This is a genomic window from bacterium (assembly GCA_020440705.1).
Classification (GTDB): Bacteria; Krumholzibacteriota; Krumholzibacteriia; order LZORAL124-64-63; family LZORAL124-64-63; genus JAGRNP01.
This window is the reverse complement of the sequence record JAGRNP010000048.1, coordinates 3038-22224: the sequence shown is the minus strand read 5'-3', so window position 1 is coordinate 22224 and position 19187 is coordinate 3038. Positions and strand designations below refer to the sequence as shown.

Genomic DNA, 19187 nt, shown 5'->3' with positions numbered 1-19187 from the left:
CGTCACGCGCCAGCCCATCTCGGCGGGGCCGTTCTGGTTGATCCGGTTGTGGGGCCCGAAGCGCTCGTGGCCATCGACGTTGAAGATGGGGATGAAGACGATGGTCGCGTGGTCGAGCAGGCCGGCCACGCCGGGTGCGCCGGCGGCGAGGTCGCGCAGCAGGATCATGCCCGCGTCCTTGCCGCACGACTCCCCCGCATGGATGCAGGCCTGGACCATCACCACCACGTGGTCGGTGCGGTCGGCGTGGTCGGCGGGGGCGAAGCGGCCGGCGCGATCGGCCACGACCACCGGCAGCGCGCGGCCCTCGGGGCTGGTGCCGAACGTCGTCGACGCGAGCAGCGGGCTGCGCGCCGCCAGTTCGTCGAGCCAGGCGACCGTCTCGGCGTAGCGCGGGGTCTCGCGTCCCTCCGATCTCTCGAACGGCGTGGCGGGCCATTCGGCGCCGGCGGCCAGGGGCGCCAGCAGCAGGGTGCAGAAAACGGCGGCGATTCTCGTCATGGGTCGATCCTTGGGCAGGAGTGGCCGAATACTGGACTGCTTGATTTTGCAGGTCACTACGGCTCCGCGCAACCCCGGTTCCACGCGGTCGAAAACAGGCAAAATAATTGTTGCTCCGTTCACGGTTCCCGCTAATCTTTTCCCATGCGTTGGCGGATCGCCGCACGCGGGCTTCGATTTCCGACTGTCAAATTACTTGTTGACAGCTTTTGAAGTTTCTGCGGAAAATGCGATCAGGCACAGGTCGTGCTGTGGCATGACCTCGATCGATCCGGTGAAAATCCGGTGAGAGGCAAATGCGGACGCTTACTGACTTCTTGGGAAAACCCTGATGCCGGCCGGTCTTCGGACCGGGGGCTCAGTGGGTTTCTCTGCGTGGTTGGGTCAGGATTTGCATCGAGGAACGTGGCACCACGCGGCTTGATCACGGAATGAGTTGCCACCACACGGGGTGGCCCAAGCATTGCCTGGCGGGCATGGTGTCCGATCGGGCGATTTCGACGCTTTCGGGCCGCAGCGCAGTCGCAGGCTTGTCCTGCGGAGTACTGCGGATGGCGGAAGCGATCGATTCCCAAGGCTCCGGCCGCGGGAAAAACCCCAGTGGATTTCAAGGAGGTCCAAATTGTTTAACTCGAAGAAGTTCACCATGCTGGTGATCCTGGCGGTCGTTCTGACTGCCGGCGCTGCTTCGGCCGGCGACATGAACTGGTCGTTCTACGGCAAGGTTCACTCGTCGATCAACATGATGAGCAATGGCGAGAACAGCCAGCTGGGCCTGACCAGCAACACCTCGCGCTACGGCTTCAAGGGCTGGGCGCCCATCAACGACGAGTGGAAGTTCGTCTGGCAGATCGAGCAGGCCGTGAACGTTGCCCAGGGTGATCTCTCGACCAACCTGCGCAACACCTTCGTCGGCTTCAAGAACGCCAAGCTGGGTGAGGTGCGGATGGGTCGTCACGACACCCCGCACAAGACCCTGGGCCGCAAGACGACCTTCTTCTTCGACACCGTTGGCGACAACCGGTCGATGACCTTCGGCACGGACACCCGTGAAGACGACATCCTGGCCTGGGTCTCCCCCAACTGGGACGGCTTCAGCCTGTTCCTGGCCTACCAGTTCGATCAGGACGGCACCAAGCTCAGCCCGACCGCCGCGGCCGACGCCGAGTTCCATGCCGAGACCGTCTTCAGCGGTATGGCCGCCTACGCGACCGACGATTTCTTCGTCGGTGCTTCGACCATCATGTTCAGCGAGGCCTACGGTGACATGGACGTCGACGGCAACTTCGGCGACGCCCCCATGGTCTTCCGTTTCGCCGGCAAGTACATGGCGGAGAAGTTCGCCCTGGCCGCCTCCTACCTGAGCGTCGGCGGCCAGTACTACGACGACTTCACCGATCCCGCGAACCCGGTCTTCGTCGACCAGACGGCTTCGACCATCGGTTTCGAGGGTCTGTTCCACGCCAACGAGGACTACGACATCAAGGCCGGCTACTACATGGCCGACCCGAACGGCGATGTCGACGACGACGACTTCAGCCTGCTGACCGTCGGTATCGACCGCAACTTCAGCAAGGCCCTGCAGGTCTACGTCCAGTACGCGGCGATGAGCTACGGCGACATGGCCGCCAACTGGTCGCTGAACTCCACCAACGGCTTCGCCACCGGCAAGTCGTACAGTGGCTGGTACAACGCCGACACCACCAGCTTCGAGAACCCCTACGGCTTCTCGTTCGGTGTGAACTACAAGTGGTAGATCGGATCTGATCCGGCTGCGGCCGGAACGGAAAAAGCCCCGGGCTCAGGCCCGGGGCTTTTTTGCGTCGCGGTGGCGGGGATCAGCGCTTCCTGATGATCACGTCGCCGCTGAAGGTGTCGATGCGCACCCGCGCCGAACCTCCGTTGTTGGTGAATTCGAGCTCGCGGCCCGGCGTGTACTTGCTCGTCTTGCGCGACTTCTGGCCGAAGCCGTTGTCGATGCCGCCCGAGAAGGTCTCGACACGGAACTCGGCGCTCACGTCGCCGGGTACGGCCAGGGTGAGGGTGCCGCTGTGCAGTTCGAAGTCGAACTCGCCATTGTCGTCCAGGTCGCCGCTCACGTCGGCGTCGCCCGAGACCGATTCGACGTCGAGGTTCAGGAACCGGTCGAAGGAGAGCTCGATGGAGCCGCTCACGGTCTCGGCCTCGATCTCGGCCGTGCCGCCGGCGGCCTTGACCCCGCCGCTGATGCTGCCGACCGAGACCTCGCGCGCCTGCGTGGTCACGTCGACGTCGCCGCTGATCGACTCGGCCTCGACCTCCTCGCAGTCGGCCTTCACGGTGACGTCGCCGCTGATGGCCTCGGCCTCGACGACGCCCGTGAGGTCGCGCACCTCGATGTCGGCGCTGATGCACTCGACGGCGAGCCGGCTCGCCCGGGGCACGTGCACCACCAGCCAGGCGCCGCCCTCGATGTGTTTCGCCTTGCGGGGGTAGCGCACCTTGAGGGTCGTCTTGCGGCCACCCTCGAGCACGACCTCCTGGACGTCGCCGGTGACGTGGCCCTCGTAGGCCACCTCGTCCTTGTCCCAGCCGACGATCTCGATGCGCCCCGCGATGTTCTCGACGGTGACGATCCCGTCGGAGCGGGCGTCGACCCGCCCTTCGACCTGGCGCTTCTCCTCGGCCAGGCCGGGCACCGCCGCGAGCATCAGCACGGCCAACGCGGCCAGGGCTCCTGTCATCCGTTTCATCTGCATCCTCCCGGTGTTGGGCCCGCGGGCCCGTTGTGCCAACATCAAGCTCGGTTCGTCAGCTGCCGGTGATGTGCACGGTCTCGCTCTGGCGCAGCACGCGCCCCCGCGAGCGGTGCAGCATCACCGCGAGATTCGTGAGGCTCCGGTTCTCCGGATCGTCCCGGAGCGCCGCGTTCACCTCGTCGAGGGCCGCGTCGATGGCGGGCAGGCCGCCGTCGTCGACAACCATGGGGTCCGGCGCCGTCACGGCCGCCAGCCGGGCCGTCGGCGCCGGCTCGATGCCGGGCGCCCCGGGTTCGTGCACGAGGCGCCACCCCCCGACCACCACCAGCAGGGCCACCGCTGCCGCCACCGCCCAGCGCACCGGGTCGGGGCGCCGCCGCCCGGCGTCGAGCCGGCGGCTCTCCCCCGCCGCGATGGACGCCTCGATGCCTGGCCACAGGTCGCGGCGCGGCGCCTGGCCCTCTTCGCGCAGGCGGGCGGCCAGCTTCGCCAGGCGTGGATCGGCGCCCTCGCCGTGGGTCTCCCGCTGATCGCGATTCATGAGCGTCCTCTCTTTCCCTCCGCCGGCGCTTCGTCGGCTTCGAGCATGACGCGCAGCAGCCTGCGCGCCCGGTGCAACTGGGCCTTCACCGTCCCCACCGCGACACCGAGCAGGTCGGCGATCTCGCGATGCTTCAGTTCCTCGATGTCGTGCAGCACGTAGACCTGGCGCGCCCCCGCGGGCAGACGCGCCACGCACCGCTCCAGATCCATGGCCGTCAGCAGGGGCACGACGCCGTCCGGCCGGGATCGCGCATGCCCCGAGAGACCCGCCGTGGGCTCCTGCCCCTCGCGGTCGCCCCGGAGCACCGCTGCGTCGCTGACCAGCTGCTCCCGGCGCTGTCGCGAGCGGTAGCGGTCGCGCCACAGGTTCGTGGCCACCCGGGCCAGCCAGGCCCCGAGCGATCCCTGGCCCCGGAAGCCGGCCAGGGCGAACCAGGCCTTGACGAACGTGTCCTGGGTCAGCCGCTCCGCTTCCCCCTCGTCGCGGGTCAGGCGCAGGCTCAGGCCGTAGACGCGGGCCGCATGGCGCCGGTAGATGCGCTCGAAGGCGCGGCGGTCGCCGGCGGCGGCGGCTTCGGCCCAGGCGAGGTCGTCGCCGTCGCAGGGGTCCGTGGCCGGGTTCGGGGGGTGTAGGGCGCCTGCGTTCATCTCATCCCTGGGGGCGTGGGTCCGATGTGGGTTCTGCCAAGGAGACGCCTGTCGGCCGCCGAAGGTTGGTTCGTGCGGCCGAAATTCCAACTGTCGGTTGACAGTCGGAATCGTTCCTATTTAATTGCTGCCAAGAAGACGCCGGGGCCGCAACCAGCTCCACCGCCGCCCGAACCACCCCCGGCCAGCCTCGAGGATGGAACCATGTCCGACACCAAGCTTCGCCGCAACACTCCGCAGCGCCGCGTCATTCTCGAGGAACTCTGTGCGGCCCATACGCATCCGACGGCCGCCGAGCTCTATGATCGTGTCCGGCGACGGCTGCCGCGCGTGAGCCTCGGCACAGTCTACCGCAACCTCGAAGTCCTGCATCAGGATGGCGTCATCCGCAAGCTGGAGTTCGCCGGCGGCGAGACGCGTTTCGACGGCGATCTGGGCGACCACTACCACGTCCGCTGCACGGCTTGCGGCCACATCGCCGACGTGTACGGACTGCCGGCCGACCAGAGGCCGGCCCAGCCGGCCGAGCTCGCGGGATTCAAGGTCGAATCCCATCGGCTGGAGTATTTCGGACTGTGCCCGGACTGCCGCTGATCACCGGCTCCCGGCACCCTGGTTTTCGTTTTCCCGCAGCGGGCCGCGGCCCGCAAACCTGCTGACCCCTTCCTCCCAAGGAGAAGGAACCCAATGGACAACATGGACTTCGATTTCATTCCCGTGCCGCTGGTCTCGACCGAGGCGCCCGACTTCACCGCCACCGCCGTGATGCCGGACAACAGCTTCAAGAAGGACTTCAAGCTCTCGGACTACCGCGGCAAGTACGTGGTCCTGTTCTTCTACCCCCTGGACTTCACCTTCGTGTGCCCGTCCGAGATCATCGCCTTCGACAAGCAGCTGGAGGCCTTCAAGAGCCGCAACTGCGAGGTCATCGGCGTCAGCACCGACAGCCACTTCAGCCACTGGGCCTGGAAGAACACCCCGGTCGAGAACGGCGGCATCGGCAACGTGCAGTTCCCCCTGGTCGCGGACTTCCAGAAGACCATCAGCCAGGACTTCGGCGTGCTGCTCGACGGCGGCATGGCCCTGCGCGGCACCTTCCTGATCGACAAGGACGGCAACATCCAGCACTCGACCATCAACAACCTCGGTCTGGGCCGGAACATCGACGAGATGATCCGCCTGGTCGACGCGCTGCAGCACCTGGAGCAGCACGGCGAGGTCTGCCCGGCGAACTGGAAGAAGGGCGACGACGCCATGACTCCGACCGCCGAAGGCGTGGCGAAGTACCTCTCCGAGCACAAGTAGAAGCGGGGCTTTCCCCTTCAGCGCGAAGTCCCCGGCGCCGGAAAGCGCCGGGGACTTCTGCATTGCGGAGGAGAACGCGCCGCACCCGCGGTTCAGGTCAGAGCAGCCGCTCCAGCTTTCCTTGGCGCTTGACGATGTTCTTGTAGTCCCACTGGATCTCACGCGACTTCTTCAGCCATCGTTTCAGATCCGACTTCCTGATCTCCGACAACTCGTTGAAGAAACACGAAGCGTCCCTGAACTTCGCTCCCGGAACATCCAGCCCGGGTTCATCGAAGTCCGCGCCACTCCAGAACATCAGCCGAATGCCGGGCTTCTGCCTGCTGTAGCCGACGATGGGGTTGCCGTCCAGGAACCAGACCGGGTGTCCGTGCCAGACCCGGGATTCCGCGCCGGGAAGGTTCCTGCCGATGGTCTCCGCCAGGAGACCGCAGATGTCCCGCTGGTTCGGTTCCAGGTTCTCGTTGTAGCTGGTGATCTCGGAATTCAACCGGAGTCTCCCTGATCGTCTGCCGTCGTGGCGCACCTGCGATTCTACCACACGGGCACGGCGATCTCACCTCCTCACCGTCGGCAGAGTCCCTCACGTGTCCTGGCGACTCCGTCCCGTCGCCCCACTCGCCGCCCCTGCATCCGATTGCCCTCCACATACGAAGAACCCGGAGCATCTGGGCTCCGGGTTCTTCGTGTGGAGAGGGGGATCCCCGCGACTATTCCTTCGTCACCGAAGCCTTCTCGATGATCGCATCGTAGCGGTATCCGGCTCCGAAATCCTTGTTCACCGTCAGGTTGCCCGCGACCAGGACCACGTCGCCCGTGGCGACCACGGCGTCGGTGGTGACCGTCAGGTCGCCTTCGCTGCCGTCCTGGATGTGCACCCAGTTCGTGCCCATGATGTTGCCGGAGAACTTGACGACGCGGCCGCGGACCTTGACCGGCTTGCCGGCCAGGGCAGCCTTCTGGGCGAAGATCTCCTGCACGGTGTAGCCACCGGCGGCTTTCGCCACGCCTTCGACGTGGGCGTCGTCGACGATGGTGTTGCTGTTGGCGCCGCCGCCGCTGCCCATGCCACCCATGCCGCCCATGCCGGCGTGGGTGTCGTCCTGGGGCATCTGGCCCATGGCCGGCATGCCGCCGGGGACGCTGCCCTCGGTGTAGATCGCGCCCACGAACCAGATCTCCTCGAAGGTGCGGTCGAGGGTCTTGCTGGGGAAGTTGGCCATCATCATGCCCTGGGGAATGGTGACCTTGTCGCCGACGGCGACCTTGGTCACGGGACCGGCGATCCACTTCTGCTTGCCGCCCTCGTCGAGCAGCACATAGGTGTAGCCGCCCGAGTCCATGGTCTCGGCGATGGTGCCGTGCCACATGCCGTCGTTGGCGGCGGGGGCGGCGGCGGCCTGACCGGTGTTCGCGCTCGCCGCCGGGCTGTCGGCGTGGGTCGTGGTGGTGGCCTTCTCGCCGCAGCCGGCGAGGATCAGGAGCCCGGCCAGGGCGATGACGAGAGTCAGGGCTGTCTTCTTCACGGAAGTCTCCTCGGTTCGGACCAGGGTGCCGGCGGGTCGGCCGGCGGGGTCTGCTCGACCTGTCAAAAATATAACCCGACTGAGATTGTCGCAAAGGAAACGCTTGTGCCATCGAAATTGTGTACGGATCCGGGCAAGCACTTCCCCCGGGGGCACTTGCGTCTGAGATCGCGAATCCCGGTCGGAATCGGGCAATCCACGGCTATTCGGGCACTTGAGCCGGAGCGTACACAATCTCGGCGGCACGGCGCAACGACAACCCTCCCCGGATTGCGGGGAGGGCATATCTCCGGGCGGACCAACGGCTTCAGACCTCGATCAGATCCTCATCCTGCAGATAGTCCACCGTATCGATCTCATCCAGGGGGGTCACCGTCGGATTCGGCGCCCCCGCCGGCCGGTAGAGGGGTGGCGGAGGTGCGGACTGCGCCCTGGACCCGTTGGCGACGAGTGCCGCTCGACCGGCGGCCGGGGCCTCCTTCCCGGCGCCGCGGATGACGCGCTCGAGCCCGGCCACCAGGCCGCGGAAGTCGTTGGCCTGGGCCGACAGCTCCTCGCTCGCCGAGGCGGTTTCCTCGCTGCTGGCCGCCGCGCCCTGGGTCACGGCGTCGATCTGGGCGATGCTTGCCGCGATCTCGTCGACGCCCTGGCTCTGCTGGGCGCCCGCTGCGGCGACCTGGCCCATGATCGCTTCGAACTCGGTCACGCCGGTCACCACCTCGCCGAGGATGGTGGCCACGCTCTCGCACTCGCGCACGCCGTCGGCGGCGTGGCGCTGGGCGCCTTCGATGAGGGCCGAGGTGTCCTTGGCCGCCACGGCACTGCGCTGGGCCAGGTTGCGCACCTCCTCGGCCACGACAGCGAAGCCCTTGCCCGCGTCGCCGGCGCGGGCCGCCTCGACCGCCGCGTTCAGCGCCAGCAGGTTGGTCTGGAACGCGATCTCGTCGATGGTCTTGATGATGCGCGCCGTGTCGTCGGACGACGTCTTGATCTGGTCGATGGTGCCGCTCATGCGGGCCATGGCCTCGCTGCCGCCCTGCACCTGGCTGAGCACGGTCGCCGCCAGCTCGCTGGAGCGGCGCGTGTCCTCGGAGTTGCGGCGGGTCATGCTCGCCATCTCTTCGAGGGCGGCCGAGGCCTCCTCGAGATTGCCGGCCTGGGAGCTCGCCCCCCGCGCCATCTCCTGGCTCGCGGTGGCCACCTGGCCGGAGGCGGCGGTGACCTGGTCGGCACCGTTGCCGAGGTCGACGATGGCGCGGTTCAGGGGACGGGAGATCATGCGCGTGACGAAGGCGCCGATGAGCACGCCGGCCGCGAGGGCGGCGGCCAGGGCGATGATCATGGAGCGGCGGGACTGGTTGGCCGCGCGATCGCCGGCAACCCGGGCGGCGTCCATCTCGCCGGACGCGGCCGCTTCGACCCGGGCCAGGGCGGCGATGGTCGCCTCGGCCGCAGCCTCCAGGCCTTCCATCTCATTGGCCATGGCGGCGACACCGGTGACGAGTTCGTCGTGGCGGTCCATGAGGGTCGCGGCGTAGCGTTGGAACTCGGCGTGGTCGGCGTCCAGCTCCTCGACCGCCTGACGGACCGCGGGATTGTCGGTGGCGATGACCGTGCGCCCCCGCAGTTCGCCGCCGGCGAGGATCGCCGTCACGGCCTCGTCGAACCCGCCCACGAGGGTCGCGAACTCGCGGCGCAGCGGGGCCGTCTCGGCCGGATCGGTCATCTGGACGTACTCCTCGAGCACGACGCGCGATTCGGTCATGGCCACGATGAGCGCATTGGCGGCGGCGGCCAGGGGCACTTCCTCGCGGATGATCGCCAGGGCCTCGTCGCCGATGGCCGCGTCGTCGGCGCGGGCCGCCAGTTCGCGCGCGATCTCCGCCCCCACGTTGCGGGCGTCGGTCGTCACCTCGTCGACGACGCCTTCCAGTTCGAGCATCGCCTGGTCGCGGCGGGCCGAACTGGCCAACAGGCCGCTGCCGGTGGACATCAGGGCCTGGGCCGCGGGCTGGAAGCGGCCGTTGTGGATCTCGTCGGTCTCGGCGACCAGGCGCACCAGCTCGGCGTTGTCGGTGGCGATGACGCGGGTGCCGTCCGCGCGCACGGCGCCGTCGACGATGGCCTCGGCCAGCTCGTCGAACTCGGCGATGCGCGCTTCGTACTCCGCGCGGATCGAAGCGAGCGCGTCGGCGTCGGTGGTGGCGACGGCGGCGGTCGCGAGCTGGTACTCGTCCATGGCGGTGGCGGCCGCCATCATGTTGAGCATCATTTCCATGGCGGTGTCGACGAGCGGGGCCTCTTCCTCGGCCACGACGAACAGACTGTGCGAAACGGTGTGGATGCCGAGGTAGCCGACGCCGCCGACCACCATGGCGAGGGCCACGATGGTCATGAAGCCGGACATGATGCGGGGACCGATTCCCAAGCGAGAGAACATGGAAAAGCCTTCCTTGCCGCGCCAACCGGAGGTCGCTCCGGCCGGCCGTAAATGAAAACGCTTTCCCATCAATCGGCTGGGGATTGCGGAAGTTAAGGAAAACCTTAACAAATCACTAGGTTTTTCCCCAGGGTCCGGGCGGCCGGGCGGCCCGGAACGGGCGCGGGATCAGGCCCGGCCAAGGCGCCGGAACATCTCCTTCTTGTAGGTTTCGACACCCGGCTGGTCGAACGGATTCACCCCGAGGAGTCGTCCGCTCACCCCGACCGCCTTCTCGAACATGTACAGCAGCGCCCCCACGCCATGAGGCGTGAGGCGGTCGAGTTCGAGACTGGTGCAGGGCACGCCGCCCTCGAGATGGGCCTGGCGGGTGCCTTCGTAGGCGTGCCAGTTGATCTCGTCGAGAGGGCGTCCGGCCAGGTCGTTCAGGCCGTCGAGGTCGGCGGCATCGTGGGGCACGGAGACATCGCCGACGGCGTGGCGCACGCAGAGGAAGGTCTCCTGCAGATCGCGGCGGCCATCCTGGACGTACTGGCCGAGGCTGTGCAGGTCGGTGGTGAAGACGGTCGAGGCCGGGAAGATGCCCTGCCCCCCCTTGCCCTCGCTCTCGCCGAAGAGCTGCTTCCACCACTCCTGCACCATCTGCAGGTCGCCGTGGAAGGTGCTCAGCACTTCGGTGGTGAAGCCGGTGCCGTAGAGCAGATGCCGGACGGCGGCGTAGAGGTGGGCGGGATTCTCGCGCAGCCCGCCGCCGGTGCAGTCGGCGGACATGGCCGCGGCGCCGGCCACGAGCGCGTCGATGTCGAGGCCGGCCGCCGCCAGGGGCACCAGGCCCACCGGGGTCAGCACCGAGAAACGTCCGCCCACGTCGTCGGGAATGACGAAGGTCTCGTAGCCCTGCTCGTCGGCGAGACCGCGCAGGGCGCCGCGGGCGCGGTCGGTGACGGCGGTGATGCGGGTCGCGGCGCCGGTCCTTCCGTAGCGGTGCTCGAGCTCGGCGCGGAAGATGCGGAAGGCCACCGCCGGCTCGAGGGTGGTGCCCGACTTGGAGATGACGCACACGCGGAAGTCGCGGTCGCGCACGCGGTCGAGGGCGCGGCGCAGGGTGGCCGAGCAGAGGCCGGTGCCGGCGAAGACGATCTCCGGCGCACCGGCGGCCCGGCCGCCAAGGGCCTCGAGCACGGCGCGGGCGCCCAGGTACGAGCCGCCGATGCCCACGACCACGTACACCTCGCTGTCGCGGGCCTTCTCGCCGCTGGCCCGGAAGGCGGCCAGGTCGGCGGCCGCGATGCGGCCCGGCAGGTCGACCCAGCCGAGATAGTCGCTGCCCGGCCCGCGGCCCGACTCGAGTTCGGCCGCCACCCGCGCGACCTCGGCGGCGAGGCCGTCGACGGCCCCCTCGGCGAGGAAGGTCTCGGCGCGTGACGTGTCCAGCGTGATGCCCTGTTTCTGCAGCATGGGTCCTCTCCCGCGGCGGCGCCCGGGGCGGCGCTTGCCGCTTGCGCCCCGGTCCCGTCCTGATAGATTCTGTGCAGGCGGCGCGACGGGCGCCGCCGTTGTCCTCATCGCTGCAGGATACTCCGGTCGCGGCCCGAATCAAGGGCCGGAACGGGATCCGTGCCCGGAGTTGCGCCCTATGGCCCTGGCCACCCCCATCATCGCCTGCACCTACGCCGAGATCGCCCTGAAGGGGCGCAACCGCAGCCTCTTCCTGCGCAAGCTCATCAACAACATGCAGCGCATGCTCGCGGACGAGCCGGTGGCGCGCATCGAGCACGTGGAGAGCCGGCTGCTGGTGCACCTGGACGATCCGGCCCGGGCCGAGGCGGTGGCCGCCATCCTCAAGCGCGTGTTCGGGCTGCAGTGGATCTCGCCGGTGGTGGCCGTGCCCCGCGGCGAGGTCGATCCCGAGCTGGCCGCCGATCTCGCCGCCGGGGTCGAGCCGCGCCTGACCCGGGTGGCCGAAGTGGCGGCGGCCCTGGCCCTCGAGCACCGGGGCGAAGCCCGCAACTTCAAGGTCGAGACCCGCCGCAGCGATCGCACCTTCGCCCTCGGCTCGCCCCGCATCAGCAGCCTCGTGGGATACGCCGTGGGGGCCGCGATCGACCTGCCCGGGCGCATGAGCCATCCCGACCTGACGGTGAACGTGCTGGTGCTGAAGGAGAACGTGCTCGTCTTCGCCGCCAAGCTGCCCGCCTACGGCGGCCTGCCCTTCGCCTCGAGCGGGCGCACGCTGGTGCTGCTGTCCGGGGGCATCGACTCGCCGGTGGCCGCCTGGCTGATGATGCGCCGCGGCAGCCGCCCCGAGTTCGTTCATTTCTACTCGGGCCGCAACGTCGACGAGGCCGACGTGGCCAAGATCAAGCAGCTCGTGGGCCTGCTGGCCCGCTACGCGCCCGCGCCCCTGCGGCTGCACCTGGTGCCGGTCGTGCCCTACGAGATGCGCTCGATCGGCGTCATCGAGGACAAGTACGACATGGTCCTCTTCCGCCGCTTCATGCTGAAAACGGCCGTCCGCATCGCCAAACGCAACAGCTGTCTGGCCCTCGTCACCGGCGACAGCCTGGGCCAGGTCGCCAGCCAGACCCTGCGCAACCTGGGCGCCATCGGGCCCGACGTGGCCATGCCCGTCCTGCGGCCCCTGGTGGGCATGGACAAGCTCGAAATCACGGCCTGGTCGCGGGAAACGGGCCTTTTCGACACTTCCATCCTGCCCTACCGCGACTGCTGCTCCATCCGGTCGCCTCGGCCGGTGCTGAACGCGCGGCCCCAGGAGGTGCTCCAGTTCAGCGAGAAGATGGCCCTGCACGACGCGGTGACGGAGGCGGTGGCTGGTGCGGTCCATCTGAAGATCGGCCCCGCAGATCTCCCGCCCGAAGCCTAAAAAAAAGGTTGTGCCGCTGAGATTGTGTACGGCCCCGGCCAGTGCAATCGACAGCCAAAACCCAACAGCAGTCTAGTAGCCGTAGCGAAGCCCGTGGCGACGACAGTTCGCCACCGGCTTCGTCTCTACAGCCCGGGCGTAGTACGCCCGCCACCTCGCTGGCATCTCCGTCCTCGTCGCGAACAACCGTTCCTTGAACAACTCCTCCGGCACCAACCGCTCCCCCATGAGCCCCAACTCCATCGCAGGCGTGGGGCTCCCACGCACCTTTTCCCGCCGCCCCTTCATGTAGTTCCGCCACACCAGCAGGATCGCCAACCGCTCCGCACTGGACTGCCGCCGCTTCGACCAGGCGATCGTCTCCCGCTTGTGATTCGCGCTCGAGTGCCGGATCAGCAGATCCAATAGGTTCACTTCCCACAACGGGTTATTCCGGTCCCGACGCGCCGCGCCCGGAGTCACCGCGTGCTCGATCCGCACGTTCACCCGCCGGATCGCCCGCCGGTACGCCGGATGATCATCGCTCAGAACCCTCGCCGACGGCCGCCCCCGCAGAACCACCTCCAGGAGCTCCTTCATGTCGTTCTCTATCGCCTTCGGGTTCGGGCGGCCGAGCGCGGACTCGAGTGCCATGCGACGGTTCTTCTGGGCGGCCGTCATCCGGCCCTTGCGGCGCAGGGGGCTGTCGGTGAAGTAGTAGAAGAAGTCGGTGTCCTTGCCGACGGCCAAATGGTGGTGGATCGGATGATACTGGCTCCACTCGAACGACTCGAACCCGTCGACGACGATCTCGCCGGGCGGCGGCAGATCCCGGATCATGTTCAGGTGGAAGAGCATGCAGTGCCGGCCGAGGCGGGCGACGTGGCGGTCGACGGTCGTCGGGGCGACGCCGAGATCGCGGGCGACCTGGCGGTTGGCGGTGCATCCGAGGGTGCGCTTGAGGATCCGGGCGCCCAGGTCGGGGCGTTTCTGCCAGTAGGTGGTGGCGAAGGTCTGGGTGCTGAAGGTACGGCAGCACGTGGTGCAGCGAAACCGCTGGATACGTTGCGGAGCGAGTTGTCGCCGAAAGGTGCCGATCCTGTGGTAGGTCCAAGGCTCGTCGAATCTGTTGTGGTGGAGGCAGTTGGGATTGGGGCAGAACGGAGGACTCCAGGAATCGGCTGTTGTCGGGGTCGGGTTCATATGCGCTCAGGGCAACACCCGGGCCATACACATTTTCGACGGCACAAGCTAAAGAAAAGGCTTAATCGTCGGTTGCTTCTTCCGATCAAATCCCTACGGGTCGCCGACTCCTGCGGCGCCCAGGGGCCATGCGGCCCTTCAAGATCACCGGACGGCCCGTTCGCGGGTCCGGGGATGAGACCGGTGGTCGCAGACCTCAAGAAGGAGTAGCCCATGAAGATTCTGGTCGTAGACGATTCCCGCGCCATGCGACGCATCGTCTCCCGCACGATCCGGCAGGCCGGGTTCGAGGGACACGACATCGTCGAGGCCGAGAACGGCCGGGAAGCCCTCGAGGTGGTCAAGGCCGAGAAGCCGGACCTGATCCTGTCCGACTGGCACATGCCGGAGATGACGGGGATCGAGTTCCTGACGGCCCTGAACGCCGAGGGATTCGAGATTCCGTTCGGCTTCGTGACGTCGGAGTCCACGAAGGAGATGGTGGACCAGGCGACCGAGGGCGGCGCGATGTTCCTGCTCGCCAAGCCGTTCACCGCCGACGACATGGCCCAGGTCCTGGGAGCGTTCGTATCGTGACCGTCCGGATGTCCCGCATTCGCCGCATCGAGGACCCCATGGACTTCATGTCCAAGATGGAGGCCCTCAAGGAGGCCGTCGAGGCGGTCATCCAGACCTTCCAGATCCAGTTCGACGTGAAACTCAGCGTCGACGGGATGCCGGGCGCGCCCGATCCCGAGGATGTGGTCTACGGCAGCACGCTCGCCCTGACGAACGACATGGTGAACTACCAGTTCGCCACCGTCTTCTCCGAGCCGGTCGCCCAGCACCTCACGCGGGCGCTGTTCGAGATGGACATCGACGAGGACACGCCCATGGCGGACATGGGTGACGCCCTGAACGAGATCCCCAACGTGGCCGCCGGGGTTTGGAAGGCCAAGCGGGAGAAATCGGCGGGCGAACAGTACCAGCTCGGGCTGCCCATCTTCCTGAAGGGCAACAGCTGGATCCGCTATTTCCCCAGAGGAGTGAACGCCATCGGCCAGAGGCTTTCCGGTCCCGATGACCTGACGTTGCAGGTCATCCTGATCTGGCAGTACGGCAACAATGTTGGAGGCAATCAGCTGATGACCACGAAAATTTCTGAACTCGCGAGCGCGACCGGCCGCCACATGCCGGCGACCGTGCTGCAGGAAGCGGTCAAGGCCGTGGTCGACACGTGCCGGATCCAGATGGATCTGCACCTCGAGGTCGACCCGAACCCGTCCGACCCGCGCGAAGCCGACGTGAAGTACGGCAGCAGCATCGCGCTGACGTCCGAGACGGGCGGCTGGAACCTGGCGGTGATGGGCAACCAGCCCAGCTGCGAGGCCCTCACGCGCAACCTGTTCGCCATGGACGCGGACGAGAAGCCCGAGATGGAGGACATGGCCGACGGCCTCGGCGAGATCGCCAACGTGGCCGCGGGCGTGCTGAAGGCCAGTCGGGCCGCCGCCGGACAGGCCGTGCAGCTGGGCCTGCCGCTCTTCATGGAAGGCAAGAGCTGCATCGAGTTCTTCGCCAGCGGCATCCAGGGCATGGCCCAGACGGTGCGCGGCGCCGACGATCTCGAGGTCCACGTGATCCTGATCTGGCAGGAGGGCTAGGGCCGTGCCGCTGACGTTCCCCAAGACCAAGGAGATCCTCGACCTCGTCGAGCTGCTCATCGGCGAGAAGCCGGTGTTCCGCAAGGGCGAGGGCTGGGATCTGACGTCGCCGGACGAAGGCTGCTACATCACCTTCCTGCAGGGGAAGAACAAGAAGGTCGAGGGCGCCATCGTCACCGACCTGCCGGCCACCCTCTACATCGGCGGCAAGCTCATCCTGCTGCCGGAGAGCCAGCTCATGAACCAGGCCCAGGACGGCGAGGCCGACCAGCCCATCGTCGAGGCCCTGACCGAGGTCGTGAACAACCTGCGCACGCTCTTCAACAACATCGACATGAACCCCCATGTCGCGCCGACCAAGACCTACGAGTACGTCGTGCCCACCGAGGACGACCTCGTCGGCTGGATCCTGAACCCCGGCAAGCGCGTCGACTACGTCGGCGAGACCAAGTTCGGGAAGGCGACCCTCACGCTGATCGCTCCCTGACGCGAGACGAGGACCGGAAACGCGACGGCCCGCCGGATGTCCGGCGGGCCGTTTCGTCCGGCGACGCGGAAGGGCGGGGAGTGCCGTGGTCAGACGGCGACCGGGGCCTTCAGGCCGTGGCAGATGCGTTCGGCGATCCGGTCGAGGGCGACGACCTCGGTGGCCGCCCCCATTTCGTAGGCCGCGCGGGGCATGCCCCAGACCACGCTCGACTGCTCGTCCTGGGCGATGGTCCAGGCGCCCGCCTGGTGCATCTCGAGCATGCCGGCGGCGCCGTCCTTGCCCATGCCGGTCAGCAGGGCGCCCACGGCGTCGGCGCCGGCGGCCCGGGCCACCGAGCGGAAGAGCACGTCGACGGCCGGCTTGTGGCGGCCCACACGGGGCCCGTCGCGCAACTCGACCCGGTAGCCGCCGCCGTTGCGGTGCACGAGCATGTGCACGTCGCCCGGCGAGACCAGGGCCAGGCCCGGCGCGAGGACGTCGCCGTCGCGGGCCTCGCGCACGGTCATGGCCGACAGGCCGTCCAGGCGCGCGGCCATCTGGGCCGTGAAGCCGGGCGGGATGTGCTGGACCAGGACCATGCCCGGCGTGTCGGCCGGCAGCCGCGACATCAGGGCCGCGAGGGCCTCGGTGCCGCCCGTGCTGGAGCCGCAGGCGACGATGTGGCGGCCGGGCGCGCCCAGGTTCGGCAGCGGGTCGGCCACGATCTGGGGCCGGCGCGTGGTCGCGCGGAAGCTGCGCGCGCCGACCGACGCCTGGGAGGCGGCGCGGACCTTCTGGACCAGGGTCAGCATCAGGCCTTCGAGCTTGTCGTCGTCCATGGTCTTGCCCACGACCTCGACGGCACCCGAGGCGAGGGCCTCGACGGCCTTGGCGCTGCCGTCCTGCGTCAGGGTCGAGACGACCACGACCGGCAGCGGGAAGTGCTTCATCAGCTTGCGCAGGAAGGTGAGGCCGTCCATGCGCGGCATCTCGATGTCGAGGGTCACGACATCGGGCGGGTCCTTGACGATCATGTCGCGCGCCACGAACGGATCGGGCGCGACGCCGATCACCTCGATGCCTTCGGCCCGCGACAGCCCGCGGCGGAAGACGCTGCAGACGGTCGGGGAATCGTCGACGATCAGGACCCGGATGTTCCTCATCTCAGCCCTTCCGGACCAGACCGAGCAGCACCGGGCTCTCGTCGAGGTCGAAGCCGAAGTACGCGTCGTCGGCGATGAGCGCCTGCAGCTGCTCGGGATCGACCGGCGCGATGGCCGGCGCGTGGAGCGTGAAGTTGGCGTCCCGGCCGGCGATGGCCATGATCACGTGCCCGCAGACGACGTTCAGCATCTCCTTGAGCGCGTCGTCGAGCATGGCCTGGTCGCAGAGGTCCCCCGGGTCGAGGCCCAGGATGTTGGCCGCGATCTCGGCCGTGACGGCGGTCGGCACGGTCACCGAGAGGGTGCCGGCGACATCACCGGTGAACTCCATGCTGGCCTGGGTGAACTCGGCGTCGGTGAAGTCGAGTTCGTCCTTGTCCTCGAGCTCGCCGAACATGAACGTGAGCTGCTCGACGACGTCCAGGAACGTCGCGGCGATGGTTTCCTGCGAGAAGTCAGGCATCCTGCTGCACCCCCATCACGTTGTCCACGACCTCCCGGATGTGCTCGGGAGTGAAGGGTTTCTGGATGTAGTCGCGCACGCCGTTCTCCTTCAGGCGCGCCACGCGCGGCTCGCTGCCCGCCGACGAGACGATCACCACCGGGATGTTGTCGATCATGCCCCGCCGGTTCATCTCCGCGACCAGCTCCTCGCCGTCCATGACGGGCATGCTGATGTCGCAGAAGACGAGGTCGACCCAGCTCTTGTCGAGCACCTCGAGGGCCTCCTGGCCGTTGCCGGCCTGGAAGAGTTCGTTGATATCGACACCGGCCAGCTTCAGCGCCTTGCTGATGACGGCCCGGACCGTCGCCGAGTCGTCAACGAGCAGGATGTTGAACGCCATCGGTATTTCCTTTCTTTGCGGGATCGAACAGGTTGCCGAGCTCCTCGACACCGATCATGACCTTGGAGCCCACTTCCTCGGCGATGTTCACGTCCACCCCGAGACGCTCGTTGGCGTCCTCGTCGAGGCGGTACTGCAGTCCGTCGTTGCCCATGCCGAAGCCCCAGCTGAGGCAGAGGAAGTCGGCCACGTGGACCAGGTCCACGAGCAGGCGGTGCTTCTCGTCGGCCTTGTGGGGCTGGTGGTGCCAGCGGGCCGATTCGACGACCTCGTCGGGCAGGTTCCAGGCCTTCAGCAGCTCGGCGGCCACCTCGGCGTGGTCGATGCCCAGCACCATCTGCTCGGCTTCGTTGAAGCTGAGCCCGTCGCTGGCGACGATCTCCTTGATGGGCGCGTCGTCGACCTCGACGAAGGTGCCGAGCACGATCTTGCCCATGTCGTGGAGCAGGCCGGCGGTGAAGGCCTGGGGCACCTCGGGCATGCCCAGGGCCGCCACGAGCTGCTCGGCGCAGATCGCCGTCGCCACCGAGTGGCGCCACAGTCCCTCGCTGTCCGTGTCGTAGCCCTTGATGGGCTTGCGCACCATGGGCGCGACCGACATGCAGAGCACCATCTGGAAGACCCGGTTCGTGCCCAGGCGGGTGATGGCGTCCTTCACCGAACTGATCGTCCGGGTCCAACCGAAATAGGCGGAATTGGCGAGCTGGAGCACGTTCACGGTCAGGCCCGGATCGACCTCGATCAGCTTCGCCAGCCGGTCGAAGCTCACGTCGGGATCATTGAGGTACTTCCGCAGCTCCATGACCACCGACGGCATCGACGGTACCGAGTTGATGCGGGCCAGGATGGCTTTGCGCTCGGTCATAATTCCACCTCCTTCCCTTCGGATTTGACCGTGGTGCGACCATCGGCCATGTAGAGGTAGAGGGTGCGCGCCTTGGAACCGCCGATATCCTCCTTGTCGATGAGGATATTGTTCTTCCACAGGAACTTGCGCAGGATCGTGTAGTTGCGTTGGCCGATCCGGAAGGTCTCTTCCTTGCCGAGGGGTGAGCCCGCGCCCGCCACCTTCGCCACGATGTTCTGCCGCGACGCGCCCAGCCTGTACATCTCGCCGAGCATCGCGGCGACGCCGGTGTCGACGAACATGTAGGGCTTCAGGCGCGCCTTGTCCGGATCGATCTTCGAGAGCGGCAGCATGCAGTGGATCATGCCCCCGATCCCCGCCACCGGATCGTAGAGGGTCAGGCCGACGCACGAACCCAGCGAGTACGTCACGATGACGTCGGTCGGATCCCGC

21 protein-coding genes are annotated in these 19187 nt (G+C 67.6%); 7 read left to right on the top strand and 14 right to left on the bottom strand.

What is annotated here, in order from left to right:
* The coding region (locus KDM41_09095; GenBank protein ID MCB1183579.1) for a hypothetical protein at positions 1–501 on the bottom strand (501 nt) is incomplete at its 3' end.
* 622 nt (positions 502–1123) lie between these two features.
* Between KDM41_09095 and KDM41_09090 the strand changes: the two genes are divergently transcribed.
* Positions 1124–2257: a porin gene (locus KDM41_09090; GenBank protein ID MCB1183578.1), complete on the top strand. Its 1134-nt coding sequence runs from the start codon at positions 1124–1126 to the stop codon at positions 2255–2257.
* An 82-nt stretch (positions 2258–2339) separates the two neighbouring features.
* Here the strand turns inward: KDM41_09090 and KDM41_09085 are convergent, their stop codons facing one another.
* Genes KDM41_09085 through KDM41_09075 form a run of 3 tightly spaced genes read right to left on the bottom strand, consistent with a single transcriptional unit; the run spans position 2340 to position 4430 of the window.
* The gene (locus tag KDM41_09085; GenBank protein MCB1183577.1) at positions 2340–3233 is read right to left on the bottom strand and encodes a DUF4097 family beta strand repeat protein; all 894 of its coding nucleotides are present in this window, start codon (positions 3231–3233) and stop codon (positions 2340–2342) included.
* A 58-nt stretch (positions 3234–3291) separates the two neighbouring features.
* The gene (locus tag KDM41_09080; GenBank protein ID MCB1183576.1) at positions 3292–3780 is read right to left on the bottom strand and encodes a hypothetical protein; all 489 of its coding nucleotides are present in this window, start codon (positions 3778–3780) and stop codon (positions 3292–3294) included.
* A complete protein-coding gene (locus KDM41_09075; GenBank protein ID MCB1183575.1) occupies positions 3777–4430 on the bottom strand; it encodes a sigma-70 family RNA polymerase sigma factor in 654 nt (217 codons plus the stop codon). Before KDM41_09075 ends, KDM41_09080 begins: the two co-directional genes overlap by 4 nt.
* A 204-nt stretch (positions 4431–4634) precedes the next feature.
* On the opposite strand from KDM41_09075, the gene KDM41_09070 reads away from it, so the two are divergent.
* Together KDM41_09070 and KDM41_09065 are read left to right on the top strand one after the other, a co-directional pair.
* Positions 4635–5024, top strand: a complete 390-nt coding sequence (locus KDM41_09070) for a transcriptional repressor (protein MCB1183574.1) — start codon at positions 4635–4637, stop codon at positions 5022–5024.
* Between the two features lie 102 nt (positions 5025–5126).
* Entirely contained in the window at positions 5127–5735 is a 609-nt protein-coding gene (locus KDM41_09065; GenBank protein ID MCB1183573.1) for a peroxiredoxin, read from the top strand.
* A 97-nt stretch (positions 5736–5832) separates the two neighbouring features.
* Here KDM41_09065 and KDM41_09060 read toward each other — a convergent pair whose 3' ends face one another.
* The 4 genes from KDM41_09060 to KDM41_09045 all read right to left on the bottom strand — a co-directional run bounded on the left by KDM41_09060 (position 5833) and on the right by KDM41_09045 (position 11159).
* Positions 5833–6225 (bottom strand): DUF1801 domain-containing protein, encoded by a 393-nt coding sequence (locus tag KDM41_09060; protein ID MCB1183572.1) that lies wholly within the window; start codon positions 6223–6225, stop codon positions 5833–5835.
* Between the two features lie 220 nt (positions 6226–6445).
* On the bottom strand, positions 6446–7261 hold the full coding sequence (locus tag KDM41_09055) for a DNA-binding protein (GenBank protein ID MCB1183571.1): 816 nt from the start codon (positions 7259–7261) through the stop codon (positions 6446–6448).
* A 307-nt stretch (positions 7262–7568) separates the two neighbouring features.
* Complete coding sequence (locus tag KDM41_09050) at positions 7569–9701, bottom strand: Tar ligand binding domain-containing protein (GenBank protein ID MCB1183570.1); 2133 nt, start codon at positions 9699–9701, stop codon at positions 7569–7571.
* 168 nt (positions 9702–9869) lie between these two features.
* The gene (locus KDM41_09045) at positions 9870–11159 is read right to left on the bottom strand and encodes a glucose-6-phosphate isomerase (GenBank protein ID MCB1183569.1); all 1290 of its coding nucleotides are present in this window, start codon (positions 11157–11159) and stop codon (positions 9870–9872) included.
* 178 nt (positions 11160–11337) lie between these two features.
* Between KDM41_09045 and thiI the strand changes: the two genes are divergently transcribed.
* Positions 11338–12585, top strand: a complete 1248-nt coding sequence (gene thiI, locus KDM41_09040; protein MCB1183568.1) for a tRNA 4-thiouridine(8) synthase ThiI — start codon at positions 11338–11340, stop codon at positions 12583–12585.
* Between the two features lie 72 nt (positions 12586–12657).
* Here the strand turns inward: thiI and KDM41_09035 are convergent, their stop codons facing one another.
* Positions 12658–13767, bottom strand: a complete 1110-nt coding sequence (locus tag KDM41_09035; protein MCB1183567.1) for an IS1 family transposase — start codon at positions 13765–13767, stop codon at positions 12658–12660.
* Between the two features lie 213 nt (positions 13768–13980).
* Here KDM41_09035 and KDM41_09030 point away from each other — a divergent pair, with 213 nt between their 5' ends.
* Genes KDM41_09030 through KDM41_09020 form a run of 3 tightly spaced genes read left to right on the top strand, consistent with a single transcriptional unit; the run spans position 13981 to position 15897 of the window.
* Positions 13981–14343, top strand: coding sequence for a response regulator (locus KDM41_09030; GenBank protein MCB1183566.1), 363 nt, complete (start codon positions 13981–13983; stop codon positions 14341–14343).
* 8 nt (positions 14344–14351) lie between these two features.
* Entirely contained in the window at positions 14352–15410 is a 1059-nt protein-coding gene (locus KDM41_09025; protein ID MCB1183565.1) for a chemotaxis protein CheX, read from the top strand.
* Positions 15411–15414: 4 nt separating this feature from the next.
* Positions 15415–15897, top strand: a complete 483-nt coding sequence (locus tag KDM41_09020; GenBank protein ID MCB1183564.1) for a hypothetical protein — start codon at positions 15415–15417, stop codon at positions 15895–15897.
* 89 nt (positions 15898–15986) lie between these two features.
* Here KDM41_09020 and KDM41_09015 read toward each other — a convergent pair whose 3' ends face one another.
* The 5 genes from KDM41_09015 to KDM41_08995 form a co-directional block, all read right to left on the bottom strand.
* Positions 15987–17042, bottom strand: a complete 1056-nt coding sequence (locus KDM41_09015; GenBank protein MCB1183563.1) for a chemotaxis response regulator protein-glutamate methylesterase — start codon at positions 17040–17042, stop codon at positions 15987–15989.
* A gap of 1 nt (position 17043) precedes the next feature.
* Entirely contained in the window at positions 17044–17505 is a 462-nt protein-coding gene (locus KDM41_09010; protein ID MCB1183562.1) for a chemotaxis protein CheX, read from the bottom strand.
* A complete protein-coding gene (locus KDM41_09005) occupies positions 17498–17887 on the bottom strand; it encodes a response regulator (GenBank protein ID MCB1183561.1) in 390 nt (129 codons plus the stop codon). Before KDM41_09005 ends, KDM41_09010 begins: the two co-directional genes overlap by 8 nt.
* Positions 17862–18752, bottom strand: a complete 891-nt coding sequence (locus tag KDM41_09000; GenBank protein ID MCB1183560.1) for an HDOD domain-containing protein — start codon at positions 18750–18752, stop codon at positions 17862–17864. Before KDM41_09000 ends, KDM41_09005 begins: the two co-directional genes overlap by 26 nt.
* On the bottom strand, positions 18749–19187 hold a 439-nt coding region (locus KDM41_08995), incomplete at its 5' end, for a chemotaxis protein CheD (GenBank protein ID MCB1183559.1). The genes KDM41_08995 and KDM41_09000, both read right to left, overlap by 4 nt.

Bases quoted from the DNA above. Each gene is read 5' to 3' on its own strand.
- KDM41_09085 (MCB1183577.1), bottom strand. From the start codon at position 3,233: ATGAAACGGATGACAGGAGCCCTGGCCGCGTTGGCCGTGCTGATGCTC.
- KDM41_09025 (MCB1183565.1), top strand. From the start codon at position 14,352: ATGTCCCGCATTCGCCGCATCGAGGACCCCATGGACTTCATGTCCAAG.
- KDM41_09050 (MCB1183570.1), bottom strand. From the start codon at position 9,701: ATGTTCTCTCGCTTGGGAATCGGTCCCCGCATCATGTCCGGCTTCATG.
- KDM41_09065 (MCB1183573.1), top strand. From the start codon at position 5,127: ATGGACTTCGATTTCATTCCCGTGCCGCTGGTCTCGACCGAGGCGCCC.
- KDM41_09010 (MCB1183562.1), bottom strand. From the start codon at position 17,505: ATGCCTGACTTCTCGCAGGAAACCATCGCCGCGACGTTCCTGGACGTC.
- KDM41_09045 (MCB1183569.1), bottom strand. From the start codon at position 11,159: ATGCTGCAGAAACAGGGCATCACGCTGGACACGTCACGCGCCGAGACC.
- KDM41_09005 (MCB1183561.1), bottom strand. From the start codon at position 17,887: ATGGCGTTCAACATCCTGCTCGTTGACGACTCGGCGACGGTCCGGGCC.
- KDM41_09075 (MCB1183575.1), bottom strand. From the start codon at position 4,430: ATGAACGCAGGCGCCCTACACCCCCCGAACCCGGCCACGGACCCCTGC.
- KDM41_09070 (MCB1183574.1), top strand. From the start codon at position 4,635: ATGTCCGACACCAAGCTTCGCCGCAACACTCCGCAGCGCCGCGTCATT.
- KDM41_09015 (MCB1183563.1), bottom strand. From the start codon at position 17,042: ATGAGGAACATCCGGGTCCTGATCGTCGACGATTCCCCGACCGTCTGC.
- thiI (MCB1183568.1), top strand. From the start codon at position 11,338: ATGGCCCTGGCCACCCCCATCATCGCCTGCACCTACGCCGAGATCGCC.
- KDM41_09080 (MCB1183576.1), bottom strand. From the start codon at position 3,780: ATGAATCGCGATCAGCGGGAGACCCACGGCGAGGGCGCCGATCCACGC.
- KDM41_09035 (MCB1183567.1), bottom strand. From the start codon at position 13,767: ATGAACCCGACCCCGACAACAGCCGATTCCTGGAGTCCTCCGTTCTGC.
- KDM41_09030 (MCB1183566.1), top strand. From the start codon at position 13,981: ATGAAGATTCTGGTCGTAGACGATTCCCGCGCCATGCGACGCATCGTC.
- KDM41_09000 (MCB1183560.1), bottom strand. From the start codon at position 18,752: ATGACCGAGCGCAAAGCCATCCTGGCCCGCATCAACTCGGTACCGTCG.